Origin of the sequence: Bradyrhizobium jicamae (assembly GCF_001440395.1) — a bacterium.
Taxonomy (GTDB): Bacteria; Pseudomonadota; Alphaproteobacteria; order Rhizobiales; family Xanthobacteraceae; genus Bradyrhizobium; species Bradyrhizobium jicamae.
This window is the reverse complement of the sequence record NZ_LLXZ01000004.1, coordinates 103,039-122,551: the sequence shown is the minus strand read 5'-3', so window position 1 is coordinate 122,551 and position 19,513 is coordinate 103,039. Positions and strand designations below refer to the sequence as shown.

16 protein-coding genes and 1 pseudogene are annotated in these 19,513 nt (G+C 62.9%); 5 read left to right on the top strand and 12 right to left on the bottom strand.

All coding sequences use genetic code 11. From position 1 onward, the window contains the following. From CQ12_RS45840 to CQ12_RS01455, 5 genes are all read right to left on the bottom strand, one after another. On the bottom strand, positions 1 to 483 hold a 483-nt coding region (locus CQ12_RS45840), incomplete at its 3' end, for an alcohol dehydrogenase catalytic domain-containing protein (protein WP_245309674.1). An 87-nt stretch (positions 484 to 570) separates the two neighbouring features. Further along, positions 571 to 3,303: an autotransporter outer membrane beta-barrel domain-containing protein gene (locus tag CQ12_RS01470; protein ID WP_245309672.1), complete on the bottom strand. Its 2,733-nt coding sequence runs from the start codon at positions 3,301 to 3,303 to the stop codon at positions 571 to 573. A 256-nt stretch (positions 3,304 to 3,559) separates the two neighbouring features. Further along, the gene (locus CQ12_RS01465) at positions 3,560 to 4,504 is read right to left on the bottom strand and encodes a DMT family transporter (protein WP_057833621.1); all 945 of its coding nucleotides are present in this window, start codon (positions 4,502 to 4,504) and stop codon (positions 3,560 to 3,562) included. A 185-nt stretch (positions 4,505 to 4,689) separates the two neighbouring features. Beyond that, entirely contained in the window at positions 4,690 to 5,532 is an 843-nt protein-coding gene (locus tag CQ12_RS01460) for an aldo/keto reductase (RefSeq protein WP_057833620.1), read from the bottom strand. Positions 5,533 to 5,539: 7 nt separating this feature from the next. Continuing rightward, positions 5,540 to 6,166 carry a LysR family transcriptional regulator gene (locus CQ12_RS01455; RefSeq protein WP_057833619.1) on the bottom strand — a complete coding sequence of 209 codons (627 nt, stop codon included), beginning with the start codon at positions 6,164 to 6,166 and terminating at the stop codon, positions 5,540 to 5,542. 140 nt (positions 6,167 to 6,306) lie between these two features. Here CQ12_RS01455 and CQ12_RS41595 point away from each other — a divergent pair. Together CQ12_RS41595 and CQ12_RS01440 are read left to right on the top strand one after the other, a co-directional pair. Continuing rightward, a pseudogene (locus CQ12_RS41595) lies at positions 6,307 to 6,969 on the top strand (L-2-amino-thiazoline-4-carboxylic acid hydrolase); the annotation flags it as partial. Positions 6,970 to 6,983: 14 nt separating this feature from the next. Further along, the gene (locus CQ12_RS01440; protein WP_057833576.1) at positions 6,984 to 7,370 is read left to right on the top strand and encodes a RidA family protein; all 387 of its coding nucleotides are present in this window, start codon (positions 6,984 to 6,986) and stop codon (positions 7,368 to 7,370) included. Positions 7,371 to 7,427: 57 nt separating this feature from the next. Here CQ12_RS01440 and CQ12_RS01435 read toward each other — a convergent pair whose 3' ends face one another. The 4 genes from CQ12_RS01435 to CQ12_RS01420 all read right to left on the bottom strand — a co-directional run bounded on the left by CQ12_RS01435 (position 7,428) and on the right by CQ12_RS01420 (position 11,775). Next, positions 7,428 to 8,222, bottom strand: coding sequence for an ABC transporter ATP-binding protein (locus tag CQ12_RS01435; protein WP_057833575.1), 795 nt, complete (start codon positions 8,220 to 8,222; stop codon positions 7,428 to 7,430). 11 nt (positions 8,223 to 8,233) lie between these two features. Then, a complete protein-coding gene (ntrB, locus tag CQ12_RS01430) occupies positions 8,234 to 9,130 on the bottom strand; it encodes a nitrate ABC transporter permease (protein ID WP_057833574.1) in 897 nt (298 codons plus the stop codon). A gap of 63 nt (positions 9,131 to 9,193) precedes the next feature. Further along, entirely contained in the window at positions 9,194 to 10,513 is a 1,320-nt protein-coding gene (locus CQ12_RS01425) for a CmpA/NrtA family ABC transporter substrate-binding protein (protein WP_057833573.1), read from the bottom strand. Between the two features lie 347 nt (positions 10,514 to 10,860). Next, positions 10,861 to 11,775 carry an intradiol ring-cleavage dioxygenase gene (locus CQ12_RS01420; protein ID WP_057833572.1) on the bottom strand — a complete coding sequence of 305 codons (915 nt, stop codon included), beginning with the start codon at positions 11,773 to 11,775 and terminating at the stop codon, positions 10,861 to 10,863. A gap of 231 nt (positions 11,776 to 12,006) precedes the next feature. Between CQ12_RS01420 and CQ12_RS01415 the strand changes: the two genes are divergently transcribed. After that, on the top strand, positions 12,007 to 13,281 hold the full coding sequence (locus tag CQ12_RS01415) for a serine hydrolase domain-containing protein (protein WP_057833571.1): 1,275 nt from the start codon (positions 12,007 to 12,009) through the stop codon (positions 13,279 to 13,281). A 160-nt stretch (positions 13,282 to 13,441) separates the two neighbouring features. Beyond that, complete coding sequence (locus tag CQ12_RS01410) at positions 13,442 to 14,950, top strand: sensor histidine kinase (RefSeq protein WP_057833618.1); 1,509 nt, start codon at positions 13,442 to 13,444, stop codon at positions 14,948 to 14,950. An 84-nt stretch (positions 14,951 to 15,034) separates the two neighbouring features. Here the strand turns inward: CQ12_RS01410 and CQ12_RS01405 are convergent, their stop codons facing one another. The 3 genes from CQ12_RS01405 to CQ12_RS01395 form a co-directional block, all read right to left on the bottom strand. Continuing rightward, the gene (locus CQ12_RS01405; RefSeq protein WP_057833570.1) at positions 15,035 to 16,354 is read right to left on the bottom strand and encodes a TRAP transporter large permease; all 1,320 of its coding nucleotides are present in this window, start codon (positions 16,352 to 16,354) and stop codon (positions 15,035 to 15,037) included. Further along, positions 16,351 to 16,866, bottom strand: a complete 516-nt coding sequence (locus CQ12_RS01400) for a TRAP transporter small permease (protein ID WP_057833569.1) — start codon at positions 16,864 to 16,866, stop codon at positions 16,351 to 16,353. The genes CQ12_RS01405 and CQ12_RS01400 overlap by 4 nt, the downstream gene beginning before the upstream one ends. A gap of 84 nt (positions 16,867 to 16,950) precedes the next feature. Continuing rightward, a complete protein-coding gene (locus tag CQ12_RS01395) occupies positions 16,951 to 17,949 on the bottom strand; it encodes a TRAP transporter substrate-binding protein (RefSeq protein WP_057833568.1) in 999 nt (332 codons plus the stop codon). A gap of 913 nt (positions 17,950 to 18,862) precedes the next feature. Between CQ12_RS01395 and CQ12_RS01385 the strand changes: the two genes are divergently transcribed. Continuing rightward, on the top strand, positions 18,863 to 19,258 hold the full coding sequence (locus tag CQ12_RS01385) for a helix-turn-helix domain-containing protein (RefSeq protein ID WP_028347342.1): 396 nt from the start codon (positions 18,863 to 18,865) through the stop codon (positions 19,256 to 19,258). Positions 19,259 to 19,513 lie beyond the last annotated feature (255 nt).

Sequence of the window (19,513 nt, the reverse complement as noted above, 5' to 3'; positions counted from 1 at the left end):
GATGTTGGCTTTTGCGACTGCGTGAACGCCGACCGCGAGCGGCTCGGTCAGCGCGGCATGTTCGGCGGCCAGGCCGTTCGGGACTTCCAGCAGCAAGGCTTCGCTCAGCAGCATGCGCTCGGCGTAGGCGCCGAGATTGTCGTTGGAATAGCCGATGCCCTGCGGGCCTTCCGGCGTCAGCAGCGCCGGCAGCGAACAGACTTTTGTGCCCGGCTTGAACTTGCCCATCGTGCCGGGACCATAGTCCAGCACCTCGCAGCAGAATTCATGACCGAACACGACGTCGCGCGACAAGTCCATCGGCTTGCGGCCAGGAAAATGTTTGGCGAGTTCGACCATGCGGTGCGCGTGCTTGCGCGCATGCAAATCGGAGCCACAGATGCCGCAGGCCAGCGACTTCACCAGCACCTGCCCTGCGCCGGGTTTCGGCTCCGGCAACTGGTCGACGACAATTTCCCCGTTGCGGAAAATGGCTGCGCGCATCGAAGGATCCTCCCGGTGATTTTTTTCACCTTAGATCATGATGCGATGAGATCAAATCGCTCACGGATCATGCTCAAGCACGGAGGATCACCACGAATAGCGCACAACGCCCTTTCCGGCGTAGGAGTTGGTGACGTCCGAGAACTGCCCTTCGAAGATCGCCGCGGCCGACCAGCCGTTCAGCCATTTCATCTCGGCAGCAGCAGTCACGAGCGCGGAGTCGTGCGCCTGCGCCGCGCCGTTGACGACGAAGGCCGCGCCCGGCAGCGTCTGGAACAACGCGGTGACGTTGCGGTCGGTGTTGAAATCATGCGCCCAGGCGGCGCGGCCGCGCAGCGTCAGGATGCCGCTTTGCACCGCCCAGGATTTGTCGGTGCGAACACCAAGCTCGGTGCGCGAGGCCGTGACATCCTTGGCCGCATAATTCAGCGCAAAGGTGCCGGCGCCCGCCAGCACCTGCTCGGCATAGGCCGGCAGGCTGTAGGTGGTGAACTGGCCGGCAGCATAGGGCGTGATGCCCATCCACGGCGTCGCGTAACGATAGCCGCCCTCGACGCGGCCGGAATAAGCGTTGGCGTTGAACTGGGCGCGCAGCCGCTCGAAGCCGGCCACCGTGACGGTGCGCTCCGTGGTCACGTCCTGCCAGCCATAGGCGGCTGCGGCGGTGATGTAGGCCGCTCCCATGTTGTGGCGCACGAAGGCGCCGGCCTGGAACAGATCCGAGCGCCCCGAGCCGAAACCCGAGACACTGAAATTGGTGCCGCCGCCGGCGAGCGCAAAACCTGCCAGCGTGTCGGGCGAGAAGCGATAATCGGCGCCGACCGCAAAGCCGAATATGCGCGCCGTGGCGTCGTTCGATCCGAGCGCGGCATTGCCCGATGTGTTACTGCCGCCACCGTAAGCGGAGCCCCAGACACTCCAGCGCTGGTCGAACAGATCGTTGCGCGCGACATCGGCCTTGGTCGGAAATTTGGCGAAGGCATCGCGCGCGGCGCCGCGCTTCCTGGCCGCATAACCAAGCGCGCTCTCTTCGGCGAACGGGACAGCGCCGGCATTACCGCCGAAGCCGCCGCGGCGACCCGCCACGAACGGATCCGAGAGCAGCGAGAGGAACTGGTTCATGGCGTCGAAGGTCGCCTGCTGCGATCCCGTCGCCAGTTCGCCCGAAACCTGCGTCAGGCCGGCCGGCGAAAGCGAGGTGAAGGCAGCGGGAATGCCGCCGGTCGTATTGAAGAAATTGGTCAGGGTGTTGGCAACGTTCTGCTGGTTGACGTTGAGGCCGCCGCCGTAGCCTAGCGCGATATTCAAGTAGACGTTATTGAGGTCGTAACTGAGGCTTGCGTTGAGATTGGGCGAAGCGCTCGACACGACCGGATTGAATGTGCCGGCCACGCCGCCGGTCGCGGTGAGGATCGTGTACTGCTTCGTCACCGTGCCGGTTGGAATGACAACGACAGTCGCGCCGCCAAGCGTGGCTACGCCGGTGACCACGGTCAGGTCGCTGCTCGCGCCAGAAATCTCGACCATGTAGCTCGACGCCGCCGTGAACGTCAGACTGCCCGCCACGTTGAGAGTGCCGATCGAATTGCCCGGCGCCAGCGCACCGCCATTGACGAAGACATTGTCGATGGTGCCGGTGCCGCCGAGCGTGCCGCCGGCATTGACGGTGACGAGGCCATTGATGATGCCGTTGACCGAGAGCGTGCCGCCAAGCACGTTCCAATCCTGCGCGCCGATGCCGGTGACGGTCCAGTTCGAACTGCCGACCTTGTTGAAGGTCGAGAAGCCCTCATATTGTTGGCCGGCGATGTTCAGGCCGATCAGGCTGAGGTTGAATGTGTCTTTGCCGGTGCCGCCGAGCTGGAACGTGTCGCTGCCGGTACCGATCACGAAGCCGTTGATGACGCTGCCCGGGCCAAGCGTCAGCACGTTGGCGATGCCGCAACCGCAAAATTCGATCGCGGCAAATCCGCTCGCGGCATTGATGGTGCCCGAGTTGAAAACCGTGCCGGTGCCGCTCAGCAGTATGCCGATGCCGAACCCGCCCGCGCCGACGTTGATCGTTCCGGTGTTGATGACGATATTGCTGCCGACGAAACTGCTGACGTCAATGCCGGCGGCGAAGCCATTTCCAACGGTGATGGTGCCGCTGTTGGTGACGGTGGCGGAATCGGCAACGGCGAAGATGCCCCTGGCATCATCCCCGAGAAGAATGCTGCCGCTGTTGTTGATCGTGCCGGACACGCCGTTATAGGCGATGCCCACGCTGGCGACGGTGCCGTTGATGGTGCCGGAATGGGTGATCAGGGCGCGGTCGCCCTGTGCGGAGATACCGGCCGCGCCGTCCTGCACGTTGATCGTCCCGCTGCTCGTAATCTTTGCGTCGTTGCCAAACACATCGATGCCGGCGCCAAAATCACCCGCGTTGATCGTGCCGGCGTTGCTGACGGTCCCGCGCTCGCCCTGCACCGAGATGCCCGCGGAGTTGGAGCCAACAGTGATGGTACCGCCGGCGAGATTGTTGACCGTGTTGTCGTCGAACGTCGCGATGATGCCGAAGCTGAATGCCCCTGCCGTCACGGTGCCGCGATTGTTGACCGTGCTAAAATCCTCGACACCGATCGCGACGCCTCCGCCGCCATCGCTAACCGTCGCCCCGGACAGCACGTTGACGGTGAGGTTACTGACGCCGAAGCCGGCCTGAAAACCGCCGGGGGTGTTGCCGCTGCAGGTGACGGTATCGCCGCTCGATGCCGGATCGGGCGCGCAGGCCGCGCTGGCTTGTGTCGTCGAAAGGCACAGCGCAACAAACGCCGGCATCGCGACTGCCCGCGCAGCCACGCCCCAGCGGCGTCGGCCCTGCGCCGACGGTAACAACTGAAAAAACAACGCCCTGAACCCCATTCCCCGGCGCTCTCCGGCGCCATTCCAATGAAGTCAGGTTAGCATGCGGGTACCGCCGCCGGATTACGGTGGTTCCCGAATTTGTTGATTTGGCATCGAGAGCCGGCGTTTTCCGGCCGCACTGTGGCACTCGCGCCACGATTTTGTGGCGCAGACCGCAATCACTGCGCGATCAGGCGTTCGGCGACGGCTCGCCCGAGACGGAAAGAAGCTGCGACCGACGAACCCGCTCGCGATGGGCGGTGTAGAGGCCGGAGGCGACGATGAAGGCGGCGCCGGTGATGGTGTAGGCGTCAGGCACTTCGCCGAAGATGAAGAAGCCGAGGATGCTGACCCACAGCAATTGCGTGTAGGAGAACGGCGCCAGCACCGAAGCGTCGGCATAGCGGAACGCCAGCACCACGATCCATTGCCCCGCGGTCGAGGCAATGCCGATGAAAATGCCGAAGGCGACGTCGTGCCAGGTCGGTGTCACCCAGACGAACGGCACCAGCGCGGAGAGAATGCAGACGCCGACGATCGACGAATAGGCCATCACGGTGATGGCGCGCTCGGTGCCGCTCATCATTCGCGTGATGATCAGCGTGCAGGCCCAGGCCAGCGCCGAGACCAGCGGAAAGAACGCGGCCGGGTGAAACGCACCGGTGCCCGGGCGCAGGATGATGATGACGCCGACGAGGCCGACGCCGGTCGCGATCCAGCGGCGCAGACCGACCTTTTCGCTGAGGAAGATGATCGACAGCGCGGTGACGAACAGCGGCGCGACGAAGCCGGTGGCGGAAGCCTCCGCGATCGGCAGGTACCGCAGGCCGGAGATGAAGAACAGCGACGAGCCCAGGATCGTCAGGCCGCGTAACAGATGCAGGCCGAGCCGGCCCGTCTGCATCGCAAACAGCGGCGAACCCGGCATCATCGCCGGCGTCATGATCATCGCGAACACCAGGAAGCGGATCCACGCGATCTCGATCGAGGGCAGTGTCGCGGAGAGGTATTTGGCCGTCACGTCGGAGGCGCCGAGAAATACCGTCGAGGCCAGCACCAGCGCGATGCCCTTGAACGGCCGGTCGGCACGCGCGGGCGCCTTGCGGATCGTCGACTTCTTTTCGGGCAAAGGCAGATGAACGCTGTCCAGCCTGGCGGCTGCGGCGGGGGGCGGTGTCACGGCAATCTCGAAGGCGGTAGTTTTCGAATCGGGCGAGGTTGTAAAAAACACCAATTCGCCCGATGCGACTAGGTCCGAAAGCGGGATGCGGATATGCGCTGAGGGCGCGATTGCAACACTTTGTTAAGGACGATGTTCCGTCAGAGCATCGGCAGGCCGCGCGGTTTGGGGCCGCGGGGAAAGGCCTTGTCGAGCGCGGCGATATCGGCGGCGCTCAGGTTCAGATTGCCGGCAGCGGCATTGTCCGCCGCGTGTTCCGCGCTCGAGGCTTTCGGAATCGCGAGCACCGAAGCTGCGCGCGTGAGAAACGCCAGCGCGACCTGGCGTGGCGTGGCCTTGTGCGCATCGGCGATTGCCTGCAGCACCTCGCCGCCCTTGCTGCGCGCGGACGGAAACTTATCATGCCCGAACGGGGAATAGGCAACGACGGCGACGCCGTTCTTTTCGCACCACGGGATCACCGCGTGCTCGATCGCGCGTTCCTGCAAATGATAGAGCACCTGATTGCAGGCGATCTTCCCCTGGCCCGCGACGTCGATCAATTCATCGAGATCGTCCTCGTCGAAATTGCTGACGCCCCAGCAGCGGATTTTTCCCGCGGCCACCAGCTCGTCGAACGCCGCCACCGTCTCCTCGAACGGATAGGAGCCGCGCCAGTGCAGGAGATAGCAGTCGAGATAATCCGTCTTCAGCCGCTTCAGCGAACGCTCGCAGGCGGTGATGGTGCCGCGGCGCGAGGCGTTGCTCGGCAATACCTTTGAGACGAGGAAGAGCTTTTCGCGCGAGAGCCCTGCAATCGCATCCGCGATCACAAGCTCGGCATCGCCGTACATCTCGGCGGTGTCGATATGGGTCATGCCGGTCTCAATGCCGCGGCGGAGCGCCGCGATCGCGGCCTTGCGGTCGCCGCGGTCGAGATACCAGGTGCCCTGCCCGATCACGGAGACGTTCGCGCCACCTGCGCCGAATTTTTTCTGCTTCACGATCACCTCAACTTCTGACGATGCCGACCACACGACGACGCTGCGGCGCAAGCGAGTTCTCGGCCGGCAGGCCGCGCAGCCAGTCGCGAAAACTTGCGATTTCAGGACAATCCGCGGTGCCGGCGGGCGCAATCAGCCAGTCGCCGAGCCCGGATCCCTCCGTCACACGGTCGCAGCGGTAGCCCGGATGGTGGCTGAGACCGCGGGCGATCAGCACGTCGATCTTGCCCTCGATCAGTTCCGCCAAGCCGGCGGGCTGCAGCACCCGCAAGCCGATTTCTTCGTGGCAGCTTCGAAACTCCGCCAACCCCAGACGGCGCAGATCGAAGCTGCCGTGCACGCCGAGTTGCAGCAGCACCGCGCCCACCGGCTTCAATTGCGCGGTCGCGCTGGCGATGCGGCGAAAGCCGCCGGAAATTTCCGGCAGATAGGCCTGGCCGGCCTCGGTCAGCACAAGCTGCTTGTGCAGCCGTTCGAACAGGCGAACGCCGAGACGCGCCTCCAGCGACTTCACCTGCTGCCCCACGGCGGCCGGCGTCACATGCAGCTCGTGGGCGGCAAGCTTGAAGCTGAGATGCCGCGCCGCGGCTTCGAACGCGCGGAGCGCATTGAGCGGTGGAAGGATGTAGGTCATCGCCAGCCAGTTTGTCACCGATAGGCGCAAGCCTTGCAATAGATTTTCTTGCGCTGAACCGCAGCAACAATGCTTTGCGGAGGCGCGACGCCACCGGTTACGGTCGGGTTCGGATCGACCCTTGCCAGCCAGGATATCCCATGACTCAAATTCATCCCTTTTACGAGGCGCATCGTGGTGCAATGGAAGCCGCCATGCGCCAGCGTTTCGACCTTGCCGAAGCGATGTTGCGCGACCGCGCGAACCTTGGTGACGTGGACAGGATCAGGCAGGAGGTGATGGACGAGTTCGAGATCGTGCTCGGCCAGATGCCTTATGTCGGCGGCTCGGCCAGCCGCATGAGCGATTTCTTCATGCGCCTGCTGGGTTTTATGGCCATCGGTCGCGTGCTCCGGCGACATGGCGTGTCGCTGCCCGTGATCGGCGACATCGAGCGAGAGAGCTATAAGGCGCAACTACTCTTGGCGCCCGAGGCCGAACGGCTCGCCTCAGGGCGTCAGTTCATGTCTGCGGAGAACCAGGCATTGCTGCGTGAGCAGGCGGCGAAAAGCCACGCGGAAGAATACCCGGAAGATTTCGTCTACGATTTCGTCGAGCCCGGCCCCGGCGACAATTTTGACTTCGGTATCAACTACAGGGCCTGCGGTTTCTGCAAATTCGCATCTCGTCACGGCGATCAGGAAATCCTGCCGCACATCTGCGGGCTCGATTTTGAGGCTTACGCCGCACGTGGGATTCGTCTGGAACGGACGCAGACGCTGGCGGGCGGCGCGAGCCACTGCAATTTTCGGTTCTCGCAGATCAGAGACAAACTGACATGGCCGAAATTATCAGGCACAATCCCGAAGCGGTTCACGCACCTTCCAGCGGCTACAGCATGGGGCTGGAGCTTTCTCAGCATCGCCGACTGCTGTTCGTCAGCGGCCAGGTGCCGGAACATTCCGACGGCAGCGTGCCCGAAGGTTTCGAGGCGCAATGCGAGCAGGCCTGGCGCAATGTCATCGCGGTGCTCACCGCCGCCGGCCTCGGCGTCGAACATCTGGTCAAGATCAATACGTTCCTGACCGACAAAAGCCAGGTCGTGCCCAACCGCGCCATTCGCCGCAAGATGCTGCAGGGACATGAACCCGCATCCACGGTGATGATCGCCGAAACCGTCGATGGCAAATGGCTGCTGGAGATCGAGGCGATCGCCGCGGAATGAAAGGGTGCCACAGGGCGGGCAAGGCGCGAATGCGCCGTGCCCATCAATTAACCCGAACTAGGCCGCTTCGACGAAGCGATGTCGCTCGTAGAGGAACTCGAGCACGCGCTGCCGGCACTTGAGGTAGCCGGGGTTGGTCGCGAGCTCGAGCCGCTTGCGCGGACGCGCCAGCGGCACGTCCAGCACCTCGCCGATCCTCGCGCTGGGACCGTTGGTCATCATTACGATGCGGTCCGACAGCAGCACGGCCTCGTCGACGTCGTGGGTGATCATCAGGATGGTGTTGCCGAGCTTCTGATGCAGCGCCATCACCGAGTCCTGCAGATGCGCGCGCGTCAGCGCATCGAGCGCGCCAAAGGGCTCGTCGAGCAGAAGCACCTTCGGCTCCATTGCGAGCGCGCGCGCAATGCCGACACGCTGCTTCATGCCGCCGGAGATTTCGGATGGACGCTTGTCCTTGGCATGCGCCATCTGCACCAAATTGAGATTGTGCATGGTCCAGGCGTCGCGCTCGGCGCGGGTCTTGGTCGAGGCGAACACCTTGTCGACGCCGAGCCGGACGTTCTCATAGACCGTCAGCCAGGGCAGCAGGCTGTGGTTCTGGAACACCACGGCACGATCCGGCCCCGGCGAATTGACCTCGCGGTTTTCCAGGAGCACACCGCCCTGGGTGGCGCCGGTGAGGCCGGCGACGATATTGAGCAGCGTGGACTTGCCGCAGCCGGAATGGCCGATGATCGAGACGTATTCGCCCTTCTCGATCGTCAGGTTGATGTCCTTCAGCACCTCGGTCGTGGCGTTGCCGCGGGTGAAGGTCTTGTCGATGTGGTCGAGCTTCAGATAGGCCTGCATGACGTTCTCCTTCAGTTCAGCGCGGTGCCGCGGGTGACGAACTTCGCAAGTCCCGCAATCAGGCGGTCGAGCACGAAGCCGATGATGCCGACATAGAACAGCGCCAGGATGATTTCGCTGATGTGCGAGGAATTCCAGGCGTCCCAGATGAAGAAGCCGATGCCGACGCCGCCGATCAGCATTTCCGCTGCGACGATCGCGAGCCACGACAGGCCGATGCCGATGCGCAGGCCGGTGAAGATGTAGGGCGCGGCGGCCGGGATCATGATCTTGGAGAAGAACTCCAGCGGATTGAGCTGCACCACGGCGGCGACGTTGCGGTAATCCTGCGGGATGTTGCGGATGCCGACCGCGGTGTTGATGATGATCGGCCACACCGAGGTGATGAAGATGACGAAGATCGCTGACGGCTGGCCATCGCGGAACGCGGCGAGCGACAGCGGCAGCCATGCCAGCGGCGGAATGGTGCGCAGCACCTGGAACAGCGGATCGAGTCCGCGCATCGCCCACACCGACTGCCCGACCAGCGTGCCGAGCGCGACGCCGACAATAGCGGCAATCGAATAACCATAGGCAACGCGCTGGAGCGAGGCGGACAAATGCCAGAACAGGCCCTTGTCGATACCGCCATTGTCGAAGAACGGATCGAGGATCAGCTCCTTGGTGTCCTTGAAGACTTTCGACGGCGGCGGCAGTGTCGAGCCGGTGCGGCGGCAGACCAGCTCCCAGAACAGCATCAACAGTGCGAGCACGATCAGCGGCGGCACGAGGCGCACCGCGGCCTCCTTCGCCATCTTGACGTACTTCCCGGCACGAGGCGCCTGCTTCGGCGTCATCGTCACCACGGGCGCCGCCGTGGTCGGAATGGCCACCGCGGTGGCTTCGGCTTTGATCGCAGGCATTGTCATTGAAAATGCATCTCCGTGTTCAAAAGGCGGGCCGCACACATCCAGCGCGCGGCCCGGTTTGGATCAGACATCAACACGCTTGATCGAGAGCGACTTCAGATACGCAGCCGGGTTTTCCGGATCGAACACCTTGCCGTCGAAGAAGGTCTCCTTGCCGCGCGAGGTGGAGGTCGGGATTTCGGACGCAGGAACGCCCATTTCCTTGGCCGCCTCGCGCCACATGTCCTCGCGGTTGACCTTGGCAACCAGTGCCTTGCTGTCGAAGCCCGCTTCGTATTTGCCCCAGCGGATGTCCTCCGTCATGAACCATAGATCGTGGCTCTGGAACGGATAGGAGGCGAAGTCGCGCCAGTACTTCATGATGTGCGGCGAGTTCTCGACCACCTTGCCGGGGATGCCGTAGTCGAACTTGCCGGCCGAACGGTCGTAGACGTCTTCGACCGGGCAGTTCATCCACTGCCGCTTGCCCATGATGGTGGCGAGTTCCTTCTTGTTCTCGGCCTTGTCGGCCCATTGCTGGGCCTCCATCACCGCCTTCAGGATCGCCTTGGCCGCCTTCGGATATTTATCGACGAAGGCGGCGCGCATGCCGAGCGACTTCTCCGGATGCTTGTTCCAGAGCTCGCCGGTGTTGACCGCGGTGTAACCGATGCCCTGGTTGATGAGCTGCAGATTCCAGGGCTCACCGACACAGAAGCAATCCATGGTGCCGACCTTCATGTTGGCCACCATCTGCGGCGGCGGCACCACGATGGTTTCGATGTCCTTGTCGGGATCGATGCCGCCGGCGGCGAGCCAATAGCGGATCCAGAGATCATGGGTGCCGCCGGGAAAGGTCATGGCGGCCTTTACCGCCTTGCCCGAGGCCTTCTTCTTTTCCAGCGCCGCCTTGAAGGGCGAGGCGTCAACGCCGAGCTTCAGGTCGGCATATTCCTTGGCAACCGAAATGCACTGGCTGTCGAGATTGAGCCGCGCCAGGATGTACATCGGCGTCGGCACGTTGTTCTGCGTCACCTTTCCTGCCGAGATCAGGTAGGGCATCGGCGTCAGGATATGCGCGCCATCGATGCCGTTGCCTTCCGAACCGAGCACTAGGTTGTCCCGGGTGGTGCCCCAGGAGGCCTGCTTGGCGACCTCGACATCGGGCATGCCGTATTTGGCAAACAGCCCCTTGTCCTTGGCGACGAACAGCGGCCCGGCGTCGCTGAGCGCGATGAACCCGAGCGTCGCCTTGGTCACTTCCGGACCTGCGCCTTGCGCAAACGCGCCGGCCGGGAAATTCAGCTTGGCCGCGGCGAGCAATGCCGCCGTGCCACCGGCCGCCTTCAGAAGCTGGCGGCGGCTCAGACCACGGCGTGAGGTCGGGAGGGTGGGTTTCGTCATGGGTATCGCTGTCCTTTGCTGCTTTGGTCAGGGGCGTTTGAACGAGACCGTCCGTTTGGGGTCACCGCGCGAGGCGCAGGAGGGCGCGTTCCAGGGATGGCCCGGAATGGCGTCGACACATTCGGATCAGTAGTCTCGAGGGACGGCATCAATGGCGTCGGCAGATGCTATTCAAGCGCCGTGCCAAGCCTTTCGTGATGCAGAAATATGAGCTATTTCATATTGCTAGCGGATATACGCCGAAAAAATAGGCGACGGTCAGGAACCGAGCAGCGCACCCCAAATTTGCGATTCGCTCAATTCTTGTGCGGCGCACAAGAATTGAGCAGGCGATGTAACACCATGCGTTATGCGTCTTCAGCGGCCTTCGCCATCATCGGCTTCGGCGCGTTTCCGTCGCCCGGCTTCATCCGGAATTCGTAGGTCATCAGGTGCCATGGCGCGCTGGCGGACTTGCCGTCCGGCATCGTCGGATCCGTGCGTTTTTCGATCCGGGCGACCAGCTCGTCCTTGACCCCGAACACCACGTCGGAATCGAGATACTTGTCGCCGTCGATGAAGACGTGGGTGATCAGCGGCTGGTGACCGGGCGCATCGACCAGGAAATGCACATGCGCCGGCCGCATCGGGTGGCGGCCCGTCTGCACGATCATCTCGCCCACCGGGCCGTCGGTCGGGATCGGATAGCTGCACGGCAGGATGGTGCGGAAAAAGAACCGGCCATCGGCGTCGGTGATGAAGCGCGCCCGCGACGACGGGCCCTGCGTCGCATAGGCCGGCTTCTGCGAATCATAGAAGCCGTCGCCATCGGCATGCCAGATGTCGACCGGCACATTCGCCAGCGGCTTGCCCCCGAGATCGGTGACGCGGCTCTGCACGAACATCCGCTCGCCCGGCAGATCGGCCGAGATGTCGGTGCCATGCGGCGTGACCTTGTGCTCGCCGACATAGAACGGACCGAGCACGGTGGTCTCGGTGGCGCCCTCGCGTTCCCTGTGGTTCACGGCATCGACCAGCATCGACACGCCGAGCACGTCGGACAGCAGAATGAACTCCTGCCGGATCGGGGTGCACTTCTGGCCGGTCCGCGTCAGGAAATCGATCGCATACTCCCATTCCTCGAAGGTCAGGCCGGTCTTGCGAACATAGTCGTGCAGCGACTTCACCAGTTCCTGCAGCAGGAATTTGGCGCGCGGATCAGGCGTATTCTCGAAACTGCGGATCACGGCGGCGGTCAGTTCGGTCTCGCTGAATTGGCGCATTTTTGTTGTCCTTGCGAAATAGACGAAGGCTGGCGCGACCCTACACCACCGCCCCACCCCGGATAAGCATGCCGGTTGGAACGGGGGACACTTTTCGGCTATCAAGACCCCCTTGGCTCACGACCTGATTAATTGAATCGCGCCGTGATCCCATCTAGTTGTTTGAGCGTGATCTTTCCGGAAAACCGGTGTCCACTTTTCCGGGTCATGCCCCAGCCGGAGATTAGGCCGATGTTAGCTCCTACCCCCGCCTCGCCCGAGCAAGCCGGAATGTCCAAGGCGGCGCTCGATCGCCTCGAGGACCACCTGAAGCAGCGCTATATCGATGCCGGCCGCTTTCCGGGAACGCAGCTCCTGATCTATCGCCGCGACAAGGTCGTGCATTCGACCTCGCAGGGCTTTGCCGACGTCGAGCGCAAGGTTCCGGTCAAGGACGACACTATCTTCCGCATCTATTCGATGACCAAGCCGCTCACGTCCGTCGCCTTCATGATGCTGGTGGAGGAAGGCCGCGTCGCTATCGATGAGCCCGTGCACAAATATATCCCGCAGTGGAAGAACCTCGGCGTGTTCGTGGCCGGCACCCACCCGGCCTTCCTGACGCGGCCGCCGTCGCGGCCGATGCTGATCGTGGACCTGCTGCGCCACACCTCGGGCCTGACCTACGGCTTCCAGCAGCGCGGCAATGTCGATGCGGCCTATCGCGAGAACAAGATCGGCGAGGTCATCAAGGCCGGTACGCTGCAGGGCATGGTCGACGACCTCGCAAAAATCCCGCTGGAATTTTCACCGGGCGAAGCCTGGAACTACTCCGTCGCCACCGACGTGCTCGGCTATCTCATCGGCGTGATCAGCGGCAAGCCGTTCGAGCAGTTCCTGAAGGAGCGCATCCTCGATCCGCTCGGCATGAACGACACTGATTTCTTCGTGCCCAAGGACAAGGCGCACCGCTTCGCCGCCTGCTATTCGGCCGACCCTGACGGAGGCTTCAACCCGCTCGCCGCCGATCGCAAGGGGACGCTGACGCTGCAGGACGATCCGACGACGAGTTCGTTCCTCGAGCCCCCCTCCTTCATCTCCGGCGGCGGCGGCCTGTGCTCGACGGTGGCCGACTATCTCACCTTCTGCCGGGCGTTGCTCAATGGCGGCGAGCTCGGCGGCGTCCGCCTGCTGGGTCCGAAGACCTTGAAACTGATGACGTCGAACCACCTGCCCGGCGGCCTCGATCTGCCCGGCATGTCGCGCTCGTTGTTCTCCGAGGCGAGCTATAACGGCATCGGCTTCGGGCTCGGCTTCGCCGTCACCATGAACCCGGCGCAGACGCTGATCGCCGGCAGCCCCGGCGAATACAACTGGGGCGGTGCGGCAACGACATCGTTCTTCATCGATCCGGCGGAAGAGCTGATCATGATCTTCATGACGCAGGTGCTGCCGTCGAGCGCCTACCCGCTGCGGCGCGAGCTGCGCACCATGGTGTACGCCGCCATCACCGACAGCAATCTCTGAGATCAGAAGCCCGGGCTTCGGAGCGTGATGGCAGGCGCTCACCGGAACCCGGCGCTTTGCCGCGGCCTGATTTATACCCCCCAACATCCCTCTAATATCCTTGGCGAAATTCGGCGGCTTCTCCTATGCTGCCTCGCTGGGGGCCGATCCGGGGCTTGCGTTGCCGAAATCATCACTGCCAGTGCGTCTCGCCCTCCTGGTTGCGGGGACCACGCTGCCGCTGATCCTTTTCGCGGCCGGCATCGTTTTCAACCATTACAAGCAGGACCGCCAGATCGCCACGCAACGCGTGCTTGAAACGAGCCGCAGCATTCGCCTCGTGCTTGATGCGGAGGTGCAGCGGATCACCGGCGCGCTCCAGGTGCTGTCGCTGACGAATGCGCTGCGCGACGGGGATTTCGAGGGCTTCCGCCGCATCTGCCAGGGCTTCCTCGACCAGTATGGCGAAGGCGGCGTCGTGCTGGTGGCCAATCGCGAAGGCCGCCAAGTGTTCTCCTCCCTAACGCTTGATACGGCAAACCTGCCGCTTCGCAACAACCTGCCGATGGTCGAGAGGGTCTTCACGGAGAAGCGGCCGATTTATTCCAACCTGTTCTACGGGTCGGTCAAGCGACGGCTGATCGTGACGGTCGAGGTGCCCGTCATGCGGGACAACGAGGTGCTTTACGACATCTCCTTCAGTCCGCCGATCGAGATATTCCAGGCGATGATCGAGCAGCAGCAGCCGAGCACGGACTGGACGATCTCGATCTTCGACGCCGAAGGCACCAATTTCGCGCGCGTGCCCAACCTGCAGGAGACCGTCGGCAAGCGTGCGTCGCCCTCGCTCTATGCGGAAATGTCCAACAATCCGGAAGCCACGGTGCCGACGGTCTCGCTCGAGGGCGTGCCGCTGATCACGAGCTTTGCCCGCTCCTCGCTCACCGGCTGGACGGTGGCCGCCGGCGTCGCCGAAAGCTCGCTCGTCGCGCCGCTATGGCGCAATCTTGCGCTCACCAGCGTGATGGGCGCGCTCCTTTTGATGGTCGGCCTCGCCTTTGCGGTGCGGATGGCAACCCAGATCGCCCGCGGCGAGATGCTGCACAATCTCCTGATCGAGGAACTCAACCACCGCGTCAAGAATACGCTCGCGGTCCTGCAGTCGATCGCCACCCAGACCTTCCGCAGCGCGAGCCGCACCGAGCGCGAGAAATTCGAAGGCAGGCTCGGCGCGCTGGCGGAGGCGCACAATCTCCTGAGCGAGGAGAAGTGGCAGGGCGCGGAGTTGCGGGAAGTGATCGCGCGGGTGCTGCAACCCTATCTGCTGAATAATCCGGAACGGGTGCGGATGTTCGGACCGCAGGTCCCGCTGTCGCCGCGGCTCGCCGTGGTGCTGTCGATGATCCTGCACGAGATCGGAACCAATGCCGCCAAATACGGCGCGCTCTCGAACGACACCGGGACCGTCGCGGTGGATTGGGAAATCCTCGAAGAAGCTGACGGGCGCAAGTTGCGGCTGATCTGGACCGAGGCAGGTGGCCCGCCGGTCACGGCACCGGTGCAGCGCGGTTTCGGCTCGCGGCTGGTCGAGCGCAGCGCACGCGACCAGCTCGGCGGCGAAGCCACCGTCGACTTCCTGCCGCGCGGCGTCATCTACACGATAAGCTGCGCGCTCAACCGGGACGAATAGACTTCTTTGTTTTGACGCGTTTTCTTCACGCGAACCAGAATCCACCCACGGATCAAGTCCGAGGGCATGCTTCGTTTGAAAACGCTATTTGAGCATCTCCGGCACGATCAGGCGCGGCAGGAACAGCGAGACGCTGGGCCAGATGATGACGGCGGCCAGCACCAGCAGCATCGGTATCAGCATGATCACCGTGTCTTTCAGCGCATAGCGCAGCCGCACGCCTGCAATCGAACAGGCAATCATCAGACACAGGCCATAGGGCGGCGTCACCAGGCCGAACGCCAGCGAGACGATCGAGATGATCGCAAACTGGACGGGGTGCAGGTCAACGGATCTGGCCAGCGGTTCCAGCACGGTGCCGACGATCACGATCGCCGGAATGGCGTCGAGGAAACAGCCGACGACCAGGAAGCAGAACGAGATGAAGAAACCGGCTGCGATCGTGCCCATGCCCCAGGTCGAGACGTTGGCCAGGAGTTCCTGCGGAATCTTGTAATAGGCCAACAACCAGCCGAAGGCGCTTGCGGTGCCGACGCAGAACAGCGCGACGCCCGCCAGCCGTCCGGTGTCGAGCAGGGCCTTGTAGAGTTCGCGCACGCCGGTTTCTCGATAGAAGAACGCCGATAGCACCACGGAATAGAGCACCGCGACGCAGGCGGATTCGGTCGCGGTAAACCAGCCGAGCAGGATGCCGCCGACGATGATGAACGGCGTCATCAATGCCGGTATCGATCGCCAGATGGCGTAGCCGATGTCGGTCCAGGTGGATTTCGGGTAGGTCGGGTAGCCGCGGCGCACGGCATAGACATGCACCGTCGCCATCTGTGCGCCGGCAATCAGCAATCCCGGCACGATGCCGGCCAGATACATCGCCGCGATCGAGGTCGAGATCAGCCCGCCCCACACGATCATCAGGATCGAGGGCGGGATGATGACCGCGAGCACGGCGGAGACCGCGGTGATGGCGATCGAAAAGGATAGGTCGTAGCCCTCCTTGGTCTGCGCATCGATGAAGATCTTGGACTGGCTCGCCGCGTCCGCCGTGGAGGAGCCGGAGATGCCGGCAAAGAACACCGACAGCACCACATTGATCTGCGCCAGCGACCCCGGCCAATGCCCGACCATCGAGCGCGACAACGCGACCAGTCGATCGGTGATGCCACCGATGCCCATCAAGTTGGCGGTGAGAAGGAAGAACGGCACCGCCAGCAGGATGAACGAGTTGTAGGCGTTGAAGGTCTCCTGCGCGAGCGTCATGATCGACAGCCTCGGCTCGATCAGGAGGATCGGCACGCAAGCCAGGCCGAGCGCAAAGGCGACCGGCACGCGGATGATGAGCAGGCCGACAAAGGTCCCGAACAGGACCAGTGCGGCCTGTCCGGCAGATAGAACATTGCCGCTCATTGCTTCGCCCCAAGCAGAATCCGCGTTTCATCGATGATCTGTTCACCCGCAAACACGATCCACGTCACGCCGGCCACGGGCCAGGCGACATGGATCAGCCAGAGCGGCAGATCGGCCAGTTCGGAGGTCCGGTTCCATGCGAACCGCGTGAACTCGAGCCCGGCCCATACGAACACCACCGCCATCGCCAATACGCCGAGCCGCGCGGCGATCCGCACCGCAGCTTCGCTTCGGCGCGACAGATTGGGCCAGATATCGACCTCGAAATGCTGGGCTTCGCGGACCCCGACCATGGCGCCGATCATGATCGTCCACACGAACAGGAAGCGCGCCATTTCCTCGGTCCAGATGTAGGAGGGAATGAGCGCCGTGTAGCGCGAGATGATTTGCAGCGTGACCGGAATGACCAGGATGCCGACACAGGCGGCGAGCAAAAACTCCAGCAGCTTGGCATAGGCCGCCGTCGCTCGGCGCCACAGCGACGGAGTGGTCGACGTCGATATTTCAGTCATGAAGGCTCCGAGGAATCACGATCATGGATCGGGGCAAGCCGTCCGGCTTGCCCCGACTTCCTGCCGCGCGGGTAGCGACAATTCTCAGGCGACGCTGATCTTCTCGAAGATGCCCTCGGCGCCGATTTCCTTGGCGTAGGCGGCCATCACGGGATCGGCGAGCTTCTTCATCGCATCGCGCTCCTCGAAGGGAACGCGCTTGAGCTTGCCTGCCTTCTCCAGCGTATCGAGCTTGACGACTTCCTCGCTCGACTCGAGCTGGCGGCCATAGTCGCCGGCCTCCTTGCCGGCCTTCATGATCGCGTCCTGCAGGTCCTTCGGCAGCGTCTTCAGCGTCTTGACCGAGAAGCAGATCGGCCGGATCGACACCGCGTGCTGTGTCAGGTTGAGATGGGGCGCGACTTCATAGAACTTCATCGCCTCGACGCCGGCCGCCTCGTTCTCGCCGGCGGCAATCACGCCGTTCTGGATGGCGTTGTAGACTTCGTTGTATGCGATTACCGTCGGGCTCATGCCGACGGCGGCAAAGGTCTTGGACCAGATCGGCGCGCCCTGCACGCGCACCTTGAGACCCTTGAGATCGGCGAGATTCTTGAGCGGCTTGTTGGCGAAGATGTTGCGCACGCCGCCACCGGCATAGCCGACCAGAACCACCTCGGCCTTGGCCGCGACTTCATCGGCGATCGGCGCCAGAATGTTGGCCTCGACCACCTTGTTCATGTGCTCGATGCCCTTGAACACGAAGGGCGCGTCGATGAACGGCGCTGCCTTGGCGAAGGTCGACATGTGGGCCGGCGAAACGATGCCGTAATCGACCGCCTTGCCCTGCGACATGTACTCGAAGTACTGCTTTTCGAGGCCAAGCGAAGAGTTGCGGTGCAGCGTAAAGTTGATCGGCTTGCCGTAATATTTCTTCACCAGCTCTTCGAAGCGGAGCAGCGCCCGGTTGAAGGCATGATCGTCGTTGAACTGGACAGCGCCGTTGAGCGAGATCGGCGTCTGCGCCTTTAGGATCGATGGAAGGCCCAACGCGCCGGCAGCCGCCGTCGCACCAAGGCCAGCAAGTACGGTTCTTCGCTTCATGGCGTTCCTCCCCTGTCATGCCCGTCCCTTGTAAGCGGGACTTTGGGCCTGGCCGACGATGCGGCCATAGGCGCGAAGCGTATGCAAAACGGCGCGGCTGTGGAAGCCAATTTAAGTCGTAGCCGGCGCCAGCAGGTCGCAGACGGCCATGCTATGGTTGCAATCATGTTGGGCAACCCCACGCCGGAGGCTCGCGCAGAATCGATGCCCCTGCCGCCAATAGCCGCAAGCGTTCGCCACGGCTTCGCCGCATCTGCGTTGCCGAGCGACGTCGAATGCGCCGCCGGCCTCGTGCACGCAACTGACACGCCACAAATGTTGCACGATGTTGGGGGCGGCCTGGTTCGTCAAAGCATGCAAGACATTCCCCGCTCGGACTACACCCTCCCATACCCATTTGCAGGATTCCGATAGTCTACGAGCTCGCAGGTTGCCGTAAATTCCCGATACACTCGACCCGGAAGCCGGAGCTGAACTCTACTGCATTTCATCAGGCATCACCGTTCGCAGAAATGTTTGGCAACAAACGCCGATGAACTGCGAACGACTTGCACGAATGGCCCGCAAAGCCCGTAAAATACCGGTGGTTGAGCGCGACACAGTAGGTATGCTGGCCAAAATCTGTGTCCTTTGAACTCGCGGTGGTTGTGGTTTGTCGAATATTTTGTCAAATGTAGTGAGCGGGGTTTTGCCAATACACCCCGGGGCGCCGACAGCCTTAGGTGGTTAGAGGCGCCGGTATCAGGATGCTTCCGATGCACGCACGCGTTTGGCTAGCATCCCGCAATATCTCAGGAATTCCGTGGTTCCCGATTCTAACTCACGGTCCGGACTGACTTTAACGCGGTGCAAATGGATGAACCCCTGACCTACTTTTGCCAGGGTTTCCCGATTGAAGGACGGTAAAACCAGAATGAACAGATCAGCAGCGAAAAAGATGAAGCAGCGCAGCGCCGGCAAACCCGATATCGAGTTGGGCAAGCGGATTCGCCTGCGGCGTGTGGAACAGAAAATCTCGCAAGCGGAGCTTGGCGACAAGCTCGGCGTCAGCTTCCAGCAGGTTCAGAAGTACGAGAAGGGCGTCAACCGTGTCGGCGCAGCTCGTCTTCAGCAAATCGCTACCGCGCTCGATGTGCCGGTGACGTTCTTCTACGACGGCGACGGCAAGGCGCGTGAAGTCGAGAGCCTGCTCTTCCTGGACAGCGCCTTCAGCCTCAGGCTGCTGCGCGCCTACAGCAAGATCAAGGACCAGACTGTGCAGCGTCAGCTGGTGTCCCTGATGGAATCGATCGCCGCCAACGAGGGCTAGGCACTGTCGCGCCTCGATCGCAGCACCGCGGACCCGATCAATCGACGCGAGAAATCGCCGGGTAGCCTGTTGCTGCGCTGGGCCGAATCTTAAAGCTACCGGGACGAGACCCGTGCGACGCCATCGGGATGGGGATGGCGGAGTCCGGATAGCCGCAATGAAAAGCTGACGACCACCGCCGGTTCGACCAGCAACAACGACTGCATCAACACGACTGCATTACTGCCACGCCGCTGCCCGCCGCGCGCAAATGCG

Coding starts and splice junctions, on each gene's coding strand:
- CQ12_RS01470 (WP_245309672.1), bottom strand. CDS start 3,303: ATGCCGGCGTTTGTTGCGCTGTGCCTTTCGACGACACAAGCCAGCGCG.
- CQ12_RS01455 (WP_057833619.1), bottom strand. CDS start 6,166: ATGACCTACATCCTTCCACCGCTCAATGCGCTCCGCGCGTTCGAAGCC.
- CQ12_RS01440 (WP_057833576.1), top strand. CDS start 6,984: ATGGCCGAAATTATCAGGCACAATCCCGAAGCGGTTCACGCACCTTCC.
- CQ12_RS01435 (WP_057833575.1), bottom strand. CDS start 8,222: ATGCAGGCCTATCTGAAGCTCGACCACATCGACAAGACCTTCACCCGC.
- ntrB (WP_057833574.1), bottom strand. CDS start 9,130: ATGACAATGCCTGCGATCAAAGCCGAAGCCACCGCGGTGGCCATTCCG.
- CQ12_RS01425 (WP_057833573.1), bottom strand. CDS start 10,513: ATGACGAAACCCACCCTCCCGACCTCACGCCGTGGTCTGAGCCGCCGC.
- CQ12_RS01420 (WP_057833572.1), bottom strand. CDS start 11,775: ATGCGCCAATTCAGCGAGACCGAACTGACCGCCGCCGTGATCCGCAGT.
- CQ12_RS01415 (WP_057833571.1), top strand. CDS start 12,007: ATGTTAGCTCCTACCCCCGCCTCGCCCGAGCAAGCCGGAATGTCCAAG.
- CQ12_RS01405 (WP_057833570.1), bottom strand. CDS start 16,354: ATGAGCGGCAATGTTCTATCTGCCGGACAGGCCGCACTGGTCCTGTTC.
- CQ12_RS01400 (WP_057833569.1), bottom strand. CDS start 16,866: ATGACTGAAATATCGACGTCGACCACTCCGTCGCTGTGGCGCCGAGCG.
- CQ12_RS01395 (WP_057833568.1), bottom strand. CDS start 17,949: ATGAAGCGAAGAACCGTACTTGCTGGCCTTGGTGCGACGGCGGCTGCC.
- CQ12_RS01385 (WP_028347342.1), top strand. CDS start 18,863: ATGAACAGATCAGCAGCGAAAAAGATGAAGCAGCGCAGCGCCGGCAAA.